Source organism: Citrobacter sp. Marseille-Q3906 (genome assembly GCF_916618775.1).
Classification (GTDB): Bacteria; Pseudomonadota; Gammaproteobacteria; order Enterobacterales; family Enterobacteriaceae; genus Citrobacter; species Citrobacter murliniae.
Genome location: NZ_CAKAKA010000003.1, coordinates 331,631 through 348,228, shown reverse-complemented (window position 1 = coordinate 348,228; position 16,598 = coordinate 331,631). Strand labels below are relative to the sequence as shown.

Annotated in this window: 16 protein-coding genes; 4 read left to right on the top strand and 12 right to left on the bottom strand. The window is 52.6% G+C overall.

The genetic code is table 11. From position 1 onward, the window contains the following. Positions 1 to 350: 350 nt before the first annotated feature. Positions 351 to 1,457 (bottom strand): aspartate-semialdehyde dehydrogenase, encoded by a 1,107-nt coding sequence (asd, locus tag LG384_RS18990; RefSeq protein ID WP_045448491.1) that lies wholly within the window; start codon positions 1,455 to 1,457, stop codon positions 351 to 353. Between the two features lie 190 nt (positions 1,458 to 1,647). Here asd and yhgN point away from each other — a divergent pair, with 190 nt between their 5' ends. Further along, the gene (yhgN, locus tag LG384_RS18985) at positions 1,648 to 2,241 is read left to right on the top strand and encodes an NAAT family transporter YhgN (protein WP_045448493.1); all 594 of its coding nucleotides are present in this window, start codon (positions 1,648 to 1,650) and stop codon (positions 2,239 to 2,241) included. A 106-nt stretch (positions 2,242 to 2,347) separates the two neighbouring features. Here the strand turns inward: yhgN and gntU are convergent, their stop codons facing one another. The 5 genes from gntU to LG384_RS18960 form a co-directional block, all read right to left on the bottom strand. Then, complete coding sequence (gene gntU, locus LG384_RS18980) at positions 2,348 to 3,688, bottom strand: gluconate transporter (protein ID WP_225761383.1); 1,341 nt, start codon at positions 3,686 to 3,688, stop codon at positions 2,348 to 2,350. Then, entirely contained in the window at positions 3,688 to 4,218 is a 531-nt protein-coding gene (gntK, locus tag LG384_RS18975; protein WP_225761382.1) for a gluconokinase, read from the bottom strand. The genes gntU and gntK overlap by 1 nt, the downstream gene beginning before the upstream one ends. 141 nt (positions 4,219 to 4,359) lie before the next feature. Beyond that, on the bottom strand, positions 4,360 to 5,355 hold the full coding sequence (gntR, locus tag LG384_RS18970) for a gluconate operon transcriptional repressor GntR (protein WP_045448499.1): 996 nt from the start codon (positions 5,353 to 5,355) through the stop codon (positions 4,360 to 4,362). A gap of 130 nt (positions 5,356 to 5,485) precedes the next feature. After that, a complete protein-coding gene (gene yhhW, locus LG384_RS18965; protein ID WP_045448501.1) occupies positions 5,486 to 6,181 on the bottom strand; it encodes a quercetin 2,3-dioxygenase in 696 nt (231 codons plus the stop codon). A 123-nt stretch (positions 6,182 to 6,304) separates the two neighbouring features. Beyond that, a complete protein-coding gene (locus LG384_RS18960) occupies positions 6,305 to 7,342 on the bottom strand; it encodes an oxidoreductase (protein WP_225761381.1) in 1,038 nt (345 codons plus the stop codon). A 459-nt stretch (positions 7,343 to 7,801) separates the two neighbouring features. Between LG384_RS18960 and yhhY the strand changes: the two genes are divergently transcribed. Then, the gene (gene yhhY / locus LG384_RS18955; protein WP_225761380.1) at positions 7,802 to 8,290 is read left to right on the top strand and encodes an N-acetyltransferase; all 489 of its coding nucleotides are present in this window, start codon (positions 7,802 to 7,804) and stop codon (positions 8,288 to 8,290) included. Between the two features lie 45 nt (positions 8,291 to 8,335). Next, a complete protein-coding gene (locus tag LG384_RS18950; RefSeq protein WP_225761379.1) occupies positions 8,336 to 9,220 on the top strand; it encodes a hypothetical protein in 885 nt (294 codons plus the stop codon). A gap of 47 nt (positions 9,221 to 9,267) precedes the next feature. On the opposite strand, the gene ggt is transcribed toward LG384_RS18950, so the two are convergent. Then, entirely contained in the window at positions 9,268 to 11,013 is a 1,746-nt protein-coding gene (gene ggt / locus LG384_RS18945) for a gamma-glutamyltransferase (RefSeq protein ID WP_225761378.1), read from the bottom strand. A gap of 117 nt (positions 11,014 to 11,130) precedes the next feature. Between ggt and LG384_RS18940 the strand changes: the two genes are divergently transcribed. Further along, positions 11,131 to 11,574: a DUF2756 family protein gene (locus LG384_RS18940; protein ID WP_045448511.1), complete on the top strand. Its 444-nt coding sequence runs from the start codon at positions 11,131 to 11,133 to the stop codon at positions 11,572 to 11,574. On the opposite strand, the gene ugpQ is transcribed toward LG384_RS18940, so the two are convergent. The 5 genes from ugpQ to ugpB form a co-directional block, all read right to left on the bottom strand. Beyond that, entirely contained in the window at positions 11,571 to 12,314 is a 744-nt protein-coding gene (gene ugpQ, locus LG384_RS18935) for a glycerophosphodiester phosphodiesterase (protein ID WP_048222942.1), read from the bottom strand. The two genes, LG384_RS18940 and ugpQ, sit on opposite strands and share 4 nt — an antisense overlap. After that, entirely contained in the window at positions 12,311 to 13,381 is a 1,071-nt protein-coding gene (locus tag LG384_RS18930; RefSeq protein ID WP_045448515.1) for a sn-glycerol-3-phosphate import ATP-binding protein UgpC, read from the bottom strand. The genes ugpQ and LG384_RS18930 overlap by 4 nt, the downstream gene beginning before the upstream one ends. A gap of 2 nt (positions 13,382 to 13,383) precedes the next feature. Beyond that, a complete protein-coding gene (gene ugpE, locus LG384_RS18925) occupies positions 13,384 to 14,229 on the bottom strand; it encodes a sn-glycerol-3-phosphate ABC transporter permease UgpE (RefSeq protein ID WP_045448517.1) in 846 nt (281 codons plus the stop codon). Continuing rightward, positions 14,226 to 15,113, bottom strand: coding sequence for a sn-glycerol-3-phosphate ABC transporter permease UgpA (gene ugpA / locus LG384_RS18920; RefSeq protein ID WP_045448518.1), 888 nt, complete (start codon positions 15,111 to 15,113; stop codon positions 14,226 to 14,228). The genes ugpE and ugpA overlap by 4 nt, the downstream gene beginning before the upstream one ends. A gap of 100 nt (positions 15,114 to 15,213) precedes the next feature. Continuing rightward, entirely contained in the window at positions 15,214 to 16,530 is a 1,317-nt protein-coding gene (ugpB, locus tag LG384_RS18915; protein ID WP_225761377.1) for a sn-glycerol-3-phosphate ABC transporter substrate-binding protein UgpB, read from the bottom strand. Positions 16,531 to 16,598: the final 68 nt, after the last annotated feature.

Genomic DNA, 16,598 nt, shown 5'->3' with positions numbered 1-16,598 from the left:
TGTTTTATGTGTCACCCCTTCCAACTGATTTTCGACATCAGGTAGTGACATTTTTTTGACCTGAACGGCGCAGCACAATTGTGCATCCTCTCTGCGTCGTCCCACCTTCAGGCAACAACTTAATACCTCCGGTACTAAGCCACCCTTAAAGAATAGCCAATGCTTTATCTTACTCCCGGTAAAAAATGAAACATCTGCGCTTACTCCTGTATTACGCAAAAAAAAGGGCGACTCAGCACCCATTGTTTACACATGATTATCATCTGCCTGATGACGAACTCGTCTAACCTGGCCTACTGACTCACGTCATGTGCAGGCCAGATAAATAGAGTGCCGTCAGGCAGTCATCATTACGCCAGTTGACGCAGCATCCGGCGCAGTGGCTCAGCAGCACCCCAGAGCAGTTGGTCGCCAACGGTAAAGGCTGACAGGAACTCCGGTCCCATATTCAGCTTACGCAGACGGCCTACTGGCGTGGAAAGCGTACCGGTTACGGCCGCAGGGGTTAACTCACGCATAGTGATATCCCGATCGTTAGGCACCACTTTCGCCCATGGATTGTGAGCTGCCAGCAGTTCTTCCACGGTCGGAATTGACACATCTTTTTTCAGTTTAATGGTGAACGCCTGGCTGTGGCAGCGCAGTGCGCCTACGCGCACGCAAAGACCATCCACCGGGATCACGGAAGACGTGTTGAGAATTTTGTTGGTTTCTGCCTGCCCTTTCCACTCTTCGCGGCTCTGACCGTTATCGAGCTGTTTGTCGATCCACGGAATCAGGCTCCCGGCCAGCGGTACACCAAAGTTATCAACCGGCAGGTCACCGCTGCGGGACAGGGTTGTCACTTTACGTTCGATATCGAGAATAGCAGAAGAAGGGGTCGCCAGTTCATCGGCCACATGGCTATACAGATGGCCCATCTGGGAGAGGAGTTCACGCATATGACGTGCACCGCCGCCGGAAGCCGCCTGGTAGGTTGCTACGGATACCCAGTCCACCAGATCGTTGGCAAACAGGCCGCCGAGTGACATCAGCATCAGACTAACGGTGCAGTTACCGCCGACAAAGGTCTTAACGCCTTTGTTCAGACCGTCGGTAATCACATCCTGGTTAACCGGATCGAGGATAATGATGGCATCGTCTTTCATACGCAGCGAAGATGCCGCATCAATCCAGTACCCTTGCCAACCGCTTTCACGAAGCTTTGGATAGATTTCGTTGGTATAATCGCCGCCCTGACAGGTCACAATGATGTCGAGCGCCTTCAGCGCTTCCAGATCAAATGCATCCTGAAGCATGCCAGTGGAGGTCGTACCAAACGTCGGTGCCGCCTGTCCGAGCTGGGAAGTAGAAAAGAAAACAGGGCGAATGGCGTCGAAGTCACGTTCTTCTACCATGCGTTGCATGAGTACAGAGCCGACCATACCGCGCCAGCCGATAAAACCAACATTTTTCATAGCGTTTTTTCCTGCAGAGATGTGTGCTGTGTATGCTAACCAGTATCCTACTGGCCTATCCTTCACCATACAAAAAGCAGCCAAAGTCGCAAGTGAAATTAATCAATGATAGCGAAGCCATCAGTAATGCGACTTATCCCGCTGCGCAAGCAAGCAGAAAGTCCGCTGTAATTATCAGGGAATTTGACTTATGAATGAAATCATTTCTGCGGCAGTTTTATTGATCCTGATTATGGACCCGCTCGGAAATCTGCCCATTTTCATGTCCGTATTGAAACATACCGAACCTAAACGTCGTCGCGCGATTATGGTTCGCGAGCTGTTTATTGCGCTGTTGGTGATGCTGATATTCCTGTTCGCGGGCGAGAAAATTCTGGCATTTCTTAACCTGCGAGCGGAAACCGTCTCCATCTCCGGGGGCATCATTTTGTTCCTGATTGCCATCAAGATGATTTTCCCCAGCGCAACCGGCAATAGCACCGGACTTCCGGCGGGTGAAGAGCCCTTTATCGTGCCGTTGGCCATTCCACTGGTTGCAGGACCGACTATCCTGGCATCGTTGATGCTGTTATCGCATCAATACCCGAATCAGATGGGACATCTGGTGATTGCACTGCTGATCGCCTGGGGCGGTACATTTGTGATCTTGCTCCAGTCATCGCTGTTTTTGCGTCTGCTGGGCGAGAAAGGTGTTAATGCGCTGGAACGCCTGATGGGGCTGATTCTGGTGATGATGGCGACCCAGATGTTCCTGGATGGTGTGCGGATGTGGATGAAGGGGTGATGTACTCGTTTTACGCCGGGAGGCGGCTTCGCCTTACCCGGCCTACGGTGTGGATATGTGCCAGTTTGTAGGCCCGGTAAGCGCAAGCGCCACCGGGCTTTCTAACTCAGCTCAGGAGCTGAAAGGCAATCATACCGACAATTGCACCGACCGTTCCGAGGATAGTTTCCATCATCGTCCAGGTCTTCAGCGTTTGTGCTTCAGTCGCACCGGTGAATTTACCGAACAGCCAGAAACCAGCGTCATTGACGTGGCTGACCACGATAGAACCACCCGCGATGCAAATAGACAGCGCCGCCATCTGCGCCCCGGAGAAGTTCAGCTGTTCAATCACCGGCATCACCAGACCGACCGCCGTTAAGCAGGCCACCGTCGCGGAACCCTGGATGATACGAACCGCAGCCGCCAGCACAAAGCAGGTAATGGCAATTGGCAGCCCCATGCCGGTTAACGCTTCACCCAGTGCCGGACCGACACCAGAATCCACCAGCACCTGCTTGAACACGCCGCCAGCACCAATCACCAGCAGAATAATCCCCGCAGGTTGCAACGCGTGACCACAGATCTCCATCACGCGGTCCTTCGCCATACCCTGACGGATTGCCAGACCATAAATAGCGACCAGGCAGGCGACCAGAATCGCGGTGAACGGGTGACCAATAAACTCAAACCATTCGTAAGCGGTAGAACCGACCGGCACAAAGCGAGCAGCAATGGTTTTCAGGCCAACCAATACCAGCGGCAGCAGGATAAGCGCGAGACTGAAACCAAAGGACGGCATTTTGCCTTCGCCCAGATGCGGCTCGGTAATATCGTCCGGCACATGCAGTTCAACGAAACGACTGATGAAATTGCCCCACAACGGTCCGGCGATAATCATGCCAGGAATTGCCGCACACAGGCCAATCAGGATCATCCAGCCGAAATCGGCGTGCATCTGAGAGGCCAGCAGCATTGGCGCAGGCCCCGGCAGCAGAAACGCTGCAGCCGCCGCCACACCCGCAAACAGCGGGATAACCAGCTTCACGAGGTTGGTGCCCGTATGACGCGCCATAGAGAACGCCACGCTTATCAGCAGCACAATCGCAACTTCAAAGAACAGCGGCAGCGCGCAAATCAGGCCGGCCAGGCCAATCGCATAATGCGCGCGGCTGTGGCCGAAGGACTTCAGCATTTTGACGGCAATCTGATCGACCGCCCCGGTCTCATGCAAAATCTTACCGAACATCGCTCCCAGAGCGACCACAATCGCCAGGAAACCGAGTGTGCCTCCCATCCCTTTTTCCATAGTCGCAGCGATTTTATCGAGCGGCATACCGGAAAAGAGACCTGCACCTATAGAAACCACCATCAAAGCAATGAAGGCGTGCATACGCGCCTTCATCACTAAAAACAGCAGTAATAAAACGGACCCTACTGCTGTTAAAACAAGCGTTAATGTACTCACTACTTACTGCCTTGGTTAATGACCTCAATGGTGCTTGCTACCACACTGTCCAGCGGCTGATCGATATCCACCACCAGAACATCACTTTCGTTTGCACCCGGTTCTTCCAGCGTTTCAAACTGGGTCACCAGCATCTGCGTTTTGAAGAAGTGGCCTTTACGCTCCTTCAGGCGGCTTTCGATAACGTCAAACTCCCCTTTCAGATAGATGAAAGAGAGATTCGGGTTACCTTCACGCAGCAGGTCACGATAGTGTTTTTTCAAGGCAGAACAGACGATAAGCGACACTTTGTTGGTACGCTGCATCGCAAAAGCGGCGTCATTCAGCGCCTGTAACCACGGTTTACGGTCATCATCGTTTAACGGCTCACCGGAAGCCATTTTCATGATGTTGCTGCGTGGATGGAGAAAATCGCCATCAAGAAACGCGGCCTGCAGTTGATGCGCCACTTCGCTGGCGACAGCAGATTTACCGCTGCCCGATACGCCCATCAGAACGTAAACGTGGTGATCATGATTAGTCGTGCTCAAAGCGTTGCCCCCACTGGTACAAGAATCAGGAAATTGTTACGGGTAACTGTTATCGGTAACATTGTCCGACCGGATAAATGGAGAAGCAATATCCATTCGTGTCAGAAGTGTATAAGTGTGAGCTACTTCAAACTTGTTGGGCTAAATAGATCCGCCCGGTGACAAGGTGAAACCTAAATCTAACATTTTAGGGGTAACTGTTTCACCACGGATACGCGCCAGCAGACGTTCTGCGCCAATGCTGCCCATCCGTTCACGCGGCGTGAGCACACTCGCCAGGCGTGGCTCCATCACCTGCCCGATATCGTGACCGTGGAAACCAGCAATCGCCATATCATCAGGGATTTTCAATCCTAACCGCTGGCATTCAAATGCCGCCCCGACAGCCAGGTCATCGTTGGTACAAAAAACACCGTCCAGTTGCGGATATTCACGTCGCGCCTGGCGGATTAGCTCAATACCGGAGGAGTAAGAAGAGGATTGTTCCACCATCACACTGTAAGGCACCAGGTTCGCATCCCGCATTGCCTGTTCGTAGCCTCTTTGTTTGATGATAGTACGTTCATCAAGACGCGCGCCAAGATAAGCAATATGGCGATGTCCGCGAGCAATGATGGCGGCGGTCATCTGGCGAGCAGCCTCGAAGTTGTCAAAACCCACAGCGATATCAAGACACGGAGTCTGGCTATCCATCAGCTCAACCACCGGGATCCCCGCGACTTCAATCATTTTTAACGTGCGGGGAGTATGACTACGTTCGGTGAGGATCAGACCATCGATATTCCACGACAGCATCGATTCCAGACGCTCTTGTTCCATCTCGGGTTTATAGCCATAGTGCGCCAGCATAGTCTGATAACCGTGAGCGTCAGTAACGGCCTCAATACCGCGTAATACTTCAGCAAAAACCTGGTTGGTAAGAGATGGTAACAGTACGCCGATAGCGCGGCTGGTAGCGTTAGAAAGGATATCAGGAGCACGATTGGGAATATAACCCAGCTCATCAAGTGCAGCGGCAATTTTGCCCCGCAGCGCGACGGAGACCTGCTCCGGATTACGCAAAAAGCGGCTGACCGTCATTTTGGTCACACCCACGCGGTCGGCTACATCCTGAAGTACGGGTCTTTTCTTTTTCATCGTCCTGAAGTATTAAAAAGGGGATAGATATCCCCAGTTTACCACGGACGCGCGGAATTAATGACAAACGATGAAAAGCCGGATGTCGACGCTTTCGCGTTTTATCCGGCCTACAAAGGGTTACAGCACGTTAGACTGGCGGCAGGTCAAACAGTAACACTTCACTATCACTGTCGGCATGGATAGAAATCGCCTGCTCGTCCCAGATAGCCAGTCCATCACTGGTGGACGCTTTGGTTCCATTAATAGTCACATTGCCTTTTACCACCTGGATCCAGACGCGGCGTTCAGCGGCAATCTGATGCACTGACTGCTCATCTTTGACCAGCGCCCAACGGTACAGCTCCATATCCTGATAAACCTTAAGCGAACCATCGCGAGCATCCGGCGAAAGCACCAGTTGTTTGCCCTGAGCGGCATCGAAACGACGTTGCTCGTAACGCGGCGTAATACCGTTCTCCTGCGGAATGATCCAAATCTGATACAGATGCAGCTTCTCAGTATCGCTCGGATTGTACTCCGAGTGACGGATCCCCGTCCCGGCGCTCATAATCTGGAATTCACCAGCCGGAACCTGCTCTTTGTTGCCCATGCTGTCCTGATGCTCTACCGCGCCTTCGAGCACGTAGGTCAGGATCTCCATATCTTTATGGGGGTGAGTACCAAAACCCTGACCTGCGTCGATAACGTCGTCGTTAATCACGCGCAGTGCAGAGAACCCCATAAAATTCGGGTCATAGTAGTTGGCAAAAGAGAAGGTATGCCAGGAATCGAGCCAGCCATGATTAGCATGACCACGGTCGTTAGCTTTGCGTAAATAGATCATTGTGTTCACCCCCAGATGTTTTCGATGAAGTAAGTGTGGACTTAATCAGTCTGGGATCATAGAGGGTGAAAATTGACTCCTCTGTTCAAAAAATATGAACAAACCCAGAGGAGTCGGTAAATGCTATTTGGCGAGCGTTATCGTCGCAGGAGATGCCTGTTCAAACGCACGTTCGAGGATTTCCAGGTTGGTAAGAACTTCAGATTCCTTGACGTAATTGGGCGTACCGGATGTCAGTGTCTGGTACAGCGCATCATAGACGCGACCATAGTCTCCCACTTCCGGTTTCACCTCTTCTTTCACCGTCACACCTTCATCATTGACGTACTCCAGCATCCCAATGGAATCGTCGGCGGCAAAACCGGGTTCACCCGGCATGATATTCGCTTTCAGGCTGGTTTCCTGTTGGTCGATACCGTACTTCACAAACGAGCCGTTCGCACCGTGGACGATAAACTTCGGGTAGTCGATTTTCACCAGATGACTGGTTTTGACAATCGCCTTCAGATCACCGTAAAACAGTTGTGCTTCAAAGGTATCATCCGGATTCGCTTTATTGCGCAGACTACGGATGTCATACGCCACATGATCGGGGCGGCCAAACAGCGAAATAATCTGATCCATCGTGTGCACACCCAGACCATAAAACGCACCGTCCTGCGGCAACCCTGGTTTGGTTTCCGCAACAGGTCGGTAGTAGTCGAAATGGCTTTCAACCTCAACAATCTCGCCCAACTTGCCGCTCTCTATCGCTTTTTTGGCGGTAAGGAAGCAGGAGTCAAACCGACGGTTCTGATACGGAGTAACGGTGAGTCCCTTACTTTTCGCCAGTTCGAACAACACTTTCGCTTCAGCCAGCGTCGGGGTGAAAGGTTTCTCGACCAGTACACTTTTCCCTGCTTCCAGCGCACGTTTGGCGTATTCAAAATGGCTATCGGCGTGGGTGCAAACGATCACCAGTTTCACCTGCGGATCGTTTAAGATCTCGTCGAGGTCGCTGGTGAAGTGAATATGTGAATACTGGGGTGCCTGCTCTTCCGGTTTAGCATGACGACGGAAGATATGAGCAACATTCCAGCTCTCTTTACGGTTAAGGACGTATGGCAAATGGTAGCGCGTGGTGCTTTTACCAAAACCAATGAATGCGCAGTGTAAGGTCATGAGACAGTCCTTTTGAAGGTGATTGTCTACACCATAGCGCAAAGTGGGGGGAGACTGAATATTGGATTCTTTGCCAGATGTGGCGCGGCCTTATCCGGCCTACAAAACAAAAAGATCGACCATCGGCGTCGCCGTCAGTTTGTTCACGGCAAGCGCGCAGGGCCAGGAGCGTACACAGAGTATGTGAGGATTGTGAGCACAGTCCGGGATTAAGCTGGCAAGCAAACTAGTCCGAAACCCAGCCCAAAAAAAAGCCAGCGCAAGGCTGGCTAAAGTAATACTGGAAGCAATGTGAGCAATGTCGTGCTTTCAGGTTCTCCGTAGGGTTCCCCTGAACGCAGAGCAATAATAATCATTCTCATTCGCACTTGTCCACTTCTTTTTGCAAAAAAATGCAGTTGACGGCATTTTCAATCTCAGCGAGTGTAAATACACAATTAACCCTGCAGGAGATAAGGAATGAGTGAGATAGTGATACGCCACGCTGAACCGAAAGATTACGACGCAATTCGTCAGATCCATGCCCTGCCGGAGGTGTACCACAACACGCTACAGGTTCCTCATCCTTCTTTGGAGATGTGGCAGGAAAGACTCGCCGAGCGATCTGGAATTAAACAACTGGTCGCCTGTGTTGATGATATTGTCGTTGGGCATCTTTCCATTGAAGTCGCACAGCGCCCGCGCCGTAGCCACGTCGCCGATTTTGGTATCTGTGTAGATGCCCGATGGCAGAACCGCGGCGTTGCCAGCGCGCTAATTCGCACGATGATCGATATGTGCGACAACTGGCTGCGCGTCGATCGTATCGAGCTCACAGTGTTTGTCGATAATGAACCTGCTGTTGCGGTCTATAAGAAGCATGGTTTTGCAATCGAAGGCACAGGCAAGAAATACGGCCTGCGCAACGGTGAATACGTTGATGCTTACTTTATGGCGCGGGTGAAATAATTTTTTGGGCGAGTTATATCGCCCTTTATCTTGAAAGGACGCATTGTGAAAAAGGTTTTTTCGCTGGTTCTGCTGGCAGCAATCTTCCCCGGCTATGCCACGACCGTACAGAATCTGGACTCCGTACCCAGCGCCATTCACCATCCGGAAGGTAAGCAGATCTTCGCCGAACAAATGATGGGTGCGACACCTGCCAAAGGGTTTGGCGAACTTCCGCAAGGGTTGGATGTGGCCCAATGGATTGCCTGGGTTGCGCCGAATGAAGACCCCAAAAACCTGATCATGAGCGGTGCCAAAGCCTGGGGCAAAAACGGGAAATACATTGGTGTTGCCTGTTTTGCAGATAATCAGGCAGAGGCAGAACAAACCAGGAAACGCGCAGATAACGGCTGTCCGGAAAATTACAGCACCAGCCGCGTCAATAAATTATATCTCGGCGTATTTTCCTGGCAGAATCAACAGTTGCAGCCGATCGCACGTTCAGAAAAACCGCTGGACCAGCTCTCAACATGGAATAACGCTGCCGAGAAAGAGAGCAATGATGAATCGGTCAGACCGCTGGCCTATTACACCAAACTGGATCTGGCCCCTTATCGGATCGCACCCGATACCCTGGCATTCGGGGTACGCGGCGGATACTCTGATGCGTATTCCGGCGGCGGTGCCTTCTATGAAGTGCTGGAGCTCTACGCGATCAAAGATAACAGGATAATCAACGTCTTTTCCGACCTTGTTTACCAATATCAGGATCTCGCCGGAGACTGGAATCAGGATGGAACGCGACAGCACGACATCAGCGAAAGTAAATACATCCTGAAAATGCGTTCAGCAAAAACCGAGGGGTTTTATGACCTGGAACGCGTTGATCTACAGGATAAAAGCAGTCACATATTTCGCTGGTCCGAATCGCAGCAACGGTATCTCCCGTAACCGACAGATAAGGCCTACAGCGTTCCAGACGATGTAGGCCACTAACCTTAGAACCCTGCTGTTAAATCATCCACAGAGCGTGGATCGGAAGCTCCGTACAGTGCGCCGTCCGGTCCAACCATGATGCTCTGGGTGCTACCCATAGCCTCTTTCAGCACCACTTTCTGCCCCTTCTGCTCCAGCAGCTTGATAGTATCCGGGCTGAAGCCTTTTTCCACACGCAGTTCATCCGGCAACCACTGGTGGTGGAAGCGCGGCGCATTGGTGGCTTCGGCAACGTTCATTCCAAAGTCGATACTGTTCACCACCATTTGCAGCACAGTGGTGATAATTCGGCTACCGCCGGGGCTGCCAGTGACCAGCCAGGTTTTACCATCTTTGACCACGATGGTCGGTGACATCGACGACAACGGACGTTTCTTCGGACCCACGGCATTGGCATCGCCGCCTACCAATCCGTAGACATTTGGAACTCCTGGCTTGGCAGAAAAATCATCCATCTCGTTATTGAGCAAAATGCCTGTGTTACCCGCGACAATACCAGTACCAAAGGTGGTGTTCAGGGTGTAGGTCACCGCCACAGCATTACCGTCTTTATCCACCACCGAGAAGTGGGTGGTCTGGTTACTTTCATATGGGGCAAGCTTACCTGGCTTAATCTGGCTTGAAGGCCTAGCCTTATTGATATCAATCTGATCGGCAAGGGATTTGGCATAGGCCTTATCGGTGAGTGCCTGCCACGGAACCTTCACAAAATCCGGATCGCCGAGATACTCTGAACGGTCAGCGTAGGCATGTTTCTCCGCTTCCGCCATCACCTGCATGGCATCGGCACTGCCAAATCCGTATTTCTTCATATCGAAGTTTTCGAGAATATTAAGGATCTGCACGATGTGAATACCGCCAGAGGATGGAGGCGGCATCGAGAAAACCTGATACCCACGATAGTCGCCGCTGATTGGCGTACGCTCCACAGCTTTATAGGCGGCTAAGTCCTCTTTGGTCATCAGACCACCGTTCTTCTTCATCTCCGCGGCTATCTGATCGGCAATCGCCCCTTTATAAAACGCATCCGGGCCGTTCTCAGCAATCATTTCCAGGCTTTTCGCCAGGTTTGCCTGTACCAGCTTGTCGCCTTTTTTCAGCGGCTCACCGTCTTTCCAGAAAATGGCTTTGCTGTTCTCGTGGTTTGGGATCACTTCACTGCCGTAGGTCTTTAGATCGTCGGCCAGCGCATCGTTAACCACAAAACCCTCTTCGGCCAGCTTCATCGCCGGGCGCACCACTTTATTCAGCGGCAGAGTGCCATACTTTTCCAGAGCCAGCGAGAAACCCGCCACAGTGCCAGGCGTGCCGGAAGCCAGATGTGAAGTCAGCGACTTTTTCGCATCAGCGTTGCCCTGTTCATCGAGGAACATATCACGGGTTGCGCCAGCAGGCGCCATTTCACGGAAATCAATCGCGGTAGTCTTTCCGTCTTTGGTGCGCAGCAGCATAAACCCACCGCCACCCAGGTTCCCCGCCTGAGGATGCGTCACCGCCAGCGCGTAGCCAACGGCAACGGCGGCGTCTACAGCATTGCCACCCTGCTTAAGGATATCAACGCCAACCTGCGTAGCCAGCGCATCCACGGAGGCCACCATCCCCTGCTGCGCGCGCACAGGATGGAACACATCTTCCTCAACACCGTATGACACCGGTGAGGGTGTCGGCGGTGCGGCGGCAACACTAAAACAACTTCCTGAGAGCAGAGCAGCAATGGCTACCCGGCGTAAAAACGTCGGTTTTATCATCGTTATTCTCCAGATGTATGGGGTCAGCCCCCACTAAGCCTGGTGCATAACTCTGAAATAATCATCGTAACGGTGAATAAGGAGTAAACTTAAGAGATCCCCGGGAGGAGAAAAGCGATGAAACGACTCTTGATATTAGCCATGCTATTGCCGTTTGCAGGCTTTGCACAGCCCATCAACACCATGAATAACCCGAATCAACCTGGTTATCAGATCCCGAGTCAGCAGCGTATGCAGACGCAAATGCAGACACAGCAAATTCAGCAGAAAGGGATGCTCAACCAGCAGTTGCAATCGCAGACGCGTATGCAACAGCAGCATATGGAAAATCAAATCAACACCAACTCCCAGCGAGTACGTCAGTCTCAGCCAGGGGAGTTGAATTCCACCCAACAGCAAATGCTGCCCAACAACAACGGTGGGATGTTAAACGGAGCCCGTAATCCGGACAGCTCGCTGAATAAACAGCAGCAAATGCTTCCGGAGAAAAAGAACGGCGACATGCTGAGACCCTCCAACACGCCGCAGCCTAACGTTCCGTTAAAAACGATTGGGCCTTAATCGGGCTGAAAATCAGGGCCAATCACATCAATAGCATCAGTACAAATGCAGTCCACTCCCCAGCGCAACAGCTCAGCAGCGCGCTGGGGCCGGTTGACGGTATACACCAGAATCCTTAAACCCGCATCTCGCAACGCGTCCACTCTCGCCTCATCCAACAGCTTATGGTTAAGATGAATCGAGATGCAGCCCAGGCGCGCGGTGAGTTCTCGCCAGTCTTCACGCCACTCGTCAAGCAGTAGCCCACGCGGCAGTTCAGGAACAGCCAATTGCGCCGCTTCAAGGGCGTCAATCTCGAATGATGAAAGCAGCGGCGGCGTCATTTCAGCCCATAATTCACGCGCGGCGAGCGCGACGGCTTTCCCCGTGATGGTTCCGCTACCCGTGGTAGGTTTAATCTCTATATTCGCCATCATACCGTGCTGGCGACAGCGCTCAGCCACCTGTGAGAGCAACGGCAACGGCTCGCCTTTGAACTCACCGCTAAACCAACCGCCAGCATCCACACGCAGCAAATCCTGCCAGTTCAGTTCACCGGCAACGCCCCAACCGTTGCTGGTACGCTCGAGGTTGTCGTCGTGCAGTAAAAAGATCTCGCCATCCTTCGACAATTTAGCGTCAAATTCAATCATGGTATGCCCGTATCGCGCCCCCATGTCGATTGCCGCCAGGGTGTTCTCCGGAGCCAGTTTGCCGCCACCACGGTGGGCGACAATATGAGGATAAGGCCAGTTACTCATACGCGTTGTCCTGTTTCGCCATCAAAGAGATGCAAATGATTTTCTGGCAGATGCAGCCATAGCGTACTGCCAGCTGTCGGGCGATGCTGATGTGCCAGTCGCACCACCAACTTTTGCTCACCCCAACGTCCGTGTGCCAGGTTATCTGCTCCCAGCATTTCCAGCGTGTCGACTACCAACGGCACGCCGCCTTCGGCTTGCGAGCTTAGCGCAATATGCTCCGGGCGGATACCCAACGTCATTTTCCGTCCACTATAGCGACGATAGTCATGACCGGCAGGCAACGCCATGCCCCCCTCCAGTTCAAAATGGGTACCCGAGGCGCTGATGTGTCCGTCCATCAGGTTCATGGCCGGGCTACCAATAAAACTCGCCACAAAGCGGCTGGCGGGTTTTTCGTATACCTCGACCGGGGTGCCAATTTGCTCAGCGACACCTTTGTTCATCACCAGCACGCGCTGGGCAAGTGTCATGGCCTCAACCTGATCGTGCGTAACGTATAGCGAGGTGGTTTTCAGTCGGCGGTGCAGATGTTGTAACTCAAGGCGCATCTGCACACGCAGCTTGGCATCAAGGTTAGAAAGCGGTTCATCGAACAGGAATACCGCCGGATCGCGCACAATCGCCCGCCCCATCGCCACACGCTGCCGCTGACCACCGGAAAGCTCACGCGGGCGGCGTTTGAGCAGTTCACCCAGTTCAAGAATACGCGCGGCTTCTTTCACCCTCTCCGCAATATGTTCCTTGCCCATCCCGCGGATTTTTAACCCCCAGGCCATATTTTCTTCCACGCTCATATGCGGGTAGAGCGCGTAGTTTTGAAACACCATGGCAATACCGCGATCCTTTGGCTCCATCTCAGTGACGCGCTTACGATCAATCCAGATGTCACCGCTAGTCACCCGTTCCAGCCCGGCGACCATTCGCAGCAGCGTGGACTTACCGCAGCCCGACGGGCCGACCATCACAATAAATTCCCCGTCCGCAACATCCAGCGTCAGCGGTTGAATAACCTGGGTTTTACCGTCCCAGCTTTTGGTTACTGCCTGTAGTTTTAAACCAGCCATTTTTATTTCTCACTGTCTACTAAACCACGCACAAATGCGCGCTGCATGGCTAACACGATGATTACCGGGGGGATGAGCGTCAGCAGCATGGCTGCCATTACGTGGTTCCACTGCGTGGTGCCTTCGCCAGTGGCGATCATGCCTTTGATGCCTGCCACGGCCGTGCCCAAATTAACGTCGGTAATAATTAACAACGGCCAAAGGTACTGATTCCAGCCGTAGATAAAGGTGATGACAAACAGCGCCGCCAGGTTGGTTTTCGACAACGGCAGCACGATGTCCCGGAAGAAACGCATTGGAGAAGCGCCGTCAATACGCGCCGCTTCGACCAGTTCATCCGGCAGAGTCATAAAGAACTGACGGAACAGGAAGGTGGCGGTAGCCGACGCCATCAGCGGTAGCGTCAGGCCTGCATAACTATCAAGCATCTTCAGGTTGGCGATAACCTCCACCGTTGGAAAGATACGCACCTCAACCGGCAGCATCAGCGTGATAAAGATCATCCAGAAAAACAGGTTACGCAGCGGGAAGCGAAACCAGACAATGGCAAACGCAGAGAGCATGGAAACCGTAATTTTCCCCACCGTAATGCTGAACGCCATGATGAAACTGTTCAGCATCATCAGCCAGAACGGCGCGCTATTGACGCCCACGCCGTTGACCCATATGGTGTACATGTTTTCCAGCAGATGCGTACCAGGAACCAGCGTCATCGGCGTTTCAAACACCGCTTTGTTATCCAGCGTCGCCGCGACGAACGCGACGTACAGTGGAAAAAGGATCACCATAATCCCCAGAATCAACATGGTATGGCTGAATATTGTCAGCCCGCGACGATTCTCAATCATTGGTAACGCACCTTACTTTCGACATAGCGGAACTGCACCACTGTCAAAATAATGACAAGGAACATCAGCACCACTGACTGTGCGGCGGAAGCTGAGAGATCCAGTCCAACAAACCCTTCACGATAGATCTTATAAATCAGCGTAGTGGTCGCCTGTACCGGCCCACCTGCAGTCGCTGCATCGATAACCGGGAAAGTGTCAAAGAAGGCATAAACCAGATTCACCACCAGCAAAAAGAAGCTCACCGGGGCAATTAACGGCAGCGCCAGTTTAAAGAAACGGCGAATCGGCCCTGCACCATCAATTGCAGCGGCTTCTATCAACGAACGAGGGATAGACTGCAAGGCAGCAAAGAAGAACAGGAAGTTGTAACTAATCTGCTTCCAGACGGACGCGAACACCACCAGGAACATCGCCTGGCCACTGTTTTGCGCATGGTTCCAGTCATAGCCAAATTCACCGAGAAAATGCGTAATCAGCCCACGTCCGGGGTTGAACAGGAAGATCCACAGCACGGCAGCGACGGCGGGGGCCACGGCGTAAGGTAATAGCATCAGCGTCTGGTAAAGACGGCTACCACGCACCACATAATCCACCAGTGCGGCAAAAAACAGCGAAACCAGCAGGCCGCTTGCCGTGACCAGCGTACTGAACTTCATCGTTGTCCAGAAAGAGTCGAGGTAGTAGATGTCATGGAACAGAGCGACGAAGTTATCCAGGCCTACAAACTGGCTGGAAAGACCAAACGGATCGACGCTTTGCAGTGAATACCACAGCGCTTCACCTGCGGGCCAGATAAAGAAAATAACGGTGATGACCAACTGCGGGGCAACCAATAAGTAGGGAAGCCAGCGCGAGCGGAACACCGGACGGGATGAGGACATTGAGGTTTGATTCCTGAACAGCGCCGGATGGCGCTACGCTTATCCGGCCTACGCGCATTTGTAGGCCGGGTAAGGCGAAGCCGCCACCCGGCATTTCACATTAAGACTTGGTCGATTGCTCAAAGCGGCGCAGCAACTGATTCCCACGCTCAACAGCGGAATCCAGCGCCTGCTGTGGCGTTTTCTTACCGGTCCATACGCTTTCCAGTTCCTCATCCACGATAGTGCGGATCTGAGGCATATTGCCCAGACGCAGACCTTTGGTAAACGACAACGGCGGTTTGTTCAGCATCTGACGTGTAGCGATATCCGCCCCCGGATTCTTGTCATAGAAACCCTGCTCACGGGTCAGATCGTACGCGGCGGTAGTAATCGGCAGATAACCTGTTTTCTGGTGCCATTCGGCAGCGATTTCAGGTTTCGCCAGGAAGTTGAGGAACTGCGCCACACCCTGGTAGGTTGCTTTGTCTTTACCCTGCATCACCCACAGGCTCGCACCGCCAATAATCGCGTTCTGCGGCGCGCCTTTCACGTCGGCATCGTATGGCATCATGCCTACACCGTAGTTGAATTTAGCGTAGTGACGAATATCAGCCAGAGAACCCGAAGAGGCGGTAGTAATTGCGCAGTCACCGTTGTAGAACTTCTCAGTGGATTCATCTTTGCGCCCGAAGTAGCTGAAATCCCCTTTCTTGTTCAACTCTTCCAACAGAGCAATGTGTTTCACCTGCTCTGGCTTATTGAACTCCAGAACCGCATCGGTACCGTCAAAGCCATTATTTTTTGTTGCAACGGGTAAGCCGTTCCAGGCGCTGAAGTTTTCAATCTGGATCCACCCCTGCCAGCCGCTGGCGTAACCACACTTCATGCCTGCGGCTTTCAACTTCGCGGTGTATTCGGCCAAATCCTGCCAGGTTTTCGGCGGCTGTTCGGGATCTAAACCGGCTTTTTTAAAGGCATCTTTGTTGTAATACAGCACCGGGGTGGAGCTGTTAAACGGCTGAGAGAGTAAGTGCCCGGTTTTAGAGTCGGTGTAATACCCGGACACCGTCGGCACAAACTGGGACTCATCGAAGTTAATTCCGGCCTCTTTAAACACTTCGAAAACTGGCTTAATCGCTTTCGAAGCCATCATCGTCGCCGTACCAACTTCATACACCTGCAGCAGCGCAGGCGCGTTTCCGGTACGGAAGGCGGCAATACCTGCGCTCAGACTCTGCTCGTAATTACCTTTGTACTGCGGAACAATTTTGTAATCGGGGTTGGATTCATTAAAACGTTGCGCCAGTGAATCAACTTCTTTACCCAGTTCGCCTTCCATTGAATGCCAGAATGGGATGGTAGTTACTGCCAGAGCCTGACCTGCAAATGCCAGACTGAGAGCCAGTCCTAAAGCTGTATGTCGTAACGATATCATCGGTTATCTCTCTTGTTGTGCCGGATGCGCGATATCACGCGTTTTATGCTCGCGGGGGTAACATGACA

Excerpts from the sequence above, each read along its gene's own strand:
- asd (WP_045448491.1), bottom strand. The coding sequence starts at position 1,457 with ATGAAAAATGTTGGTTTTATCGGCTGGCGCGGTATGGTCGGCTCTGTA.
- yhgN (WP_045448493.1), top strand. The coding sequence starts at position 1,648 with ATGAATGAAATCATTTCTGCGGCAGTTTTATTGATCCTGATTATGGAC.
- gntR (WP_045448499.1), bottom strand. The coding sequence starts at position 5,355 with ATGAAAAAGAAAAGACCCGTACTTCAGGATGTAGCCGACCGCGTGGGT.
- yhhW (WP_045448501.1), bottom strand. The coding sequence starts at position 6,181 with ATGATCTATTTACGCAAAGCTAACGACCGTGGTCATGCTAATCATGGC.
- LG384_RS18960 (WP_225761381.1), bottom strand. The coding sequence starts at position 7,342 with ATGACCTTACACTGCGCATTCATTGGTTTTGGTAAAAGCACCACGCGC.
- yhhY (WP_225761380.1), top strand. The coding sequence starts at position 7,802 with ATGAGTGAGATAGTGATACGCCACGCTGAACCGAAAGATTACGACGCA.
- ggt (WP_225761378.1), bottom strand. The coding sequence starts at position 11,013 with ATGATAAAACCGACGTTTTTACGCCGGGTAGCCATTGCTGCTCTGCTC.
- LG384_RS18940 (WP_045448511.1), top strand. The coding sequence starts at position 11,131 with ATGAAACGACTCTTGATATTAGCCATGCTATTGCCGTTTGCAGGCTTT.
- ugpQ (WP_048222942.1), bottom strand. The coding sequence starts at position 12,314 with ATGAGTAACTGGCCTTATCCTCATATTGTCGCCCACCGTGGTGGCGGC.
- LG384_RS18930 (WP_045448515.1), bottom strand. The coding sequence starts at position 13,381 with ATGGCTGGTTTAAAACTACAGGCAGTAACCAAAAGCTGGGACGGTAAA.
- ugpE (WP_045448517.1), bottom strand. The coding sequence starts at position 14,229 with ATGATTGAGAATCGTCGCGGGCTGACAATATTCAGCCATACCATGTTG.
- ugpA (WP_045448518.1), bottom strand. The coding sequence starts at position 15,113 with ATGTCCTCATCCCGTCCGGTGTTCCGCTCGCGCTGGCTTCCCTACTTA.
- ugpB (WP_225761377.1), bottom strand. The coding sequence starts at position 16,530 with ATGATATCGTTACGACATACAGCTTTAGGACTGGCTCTCAGTCTGGCA.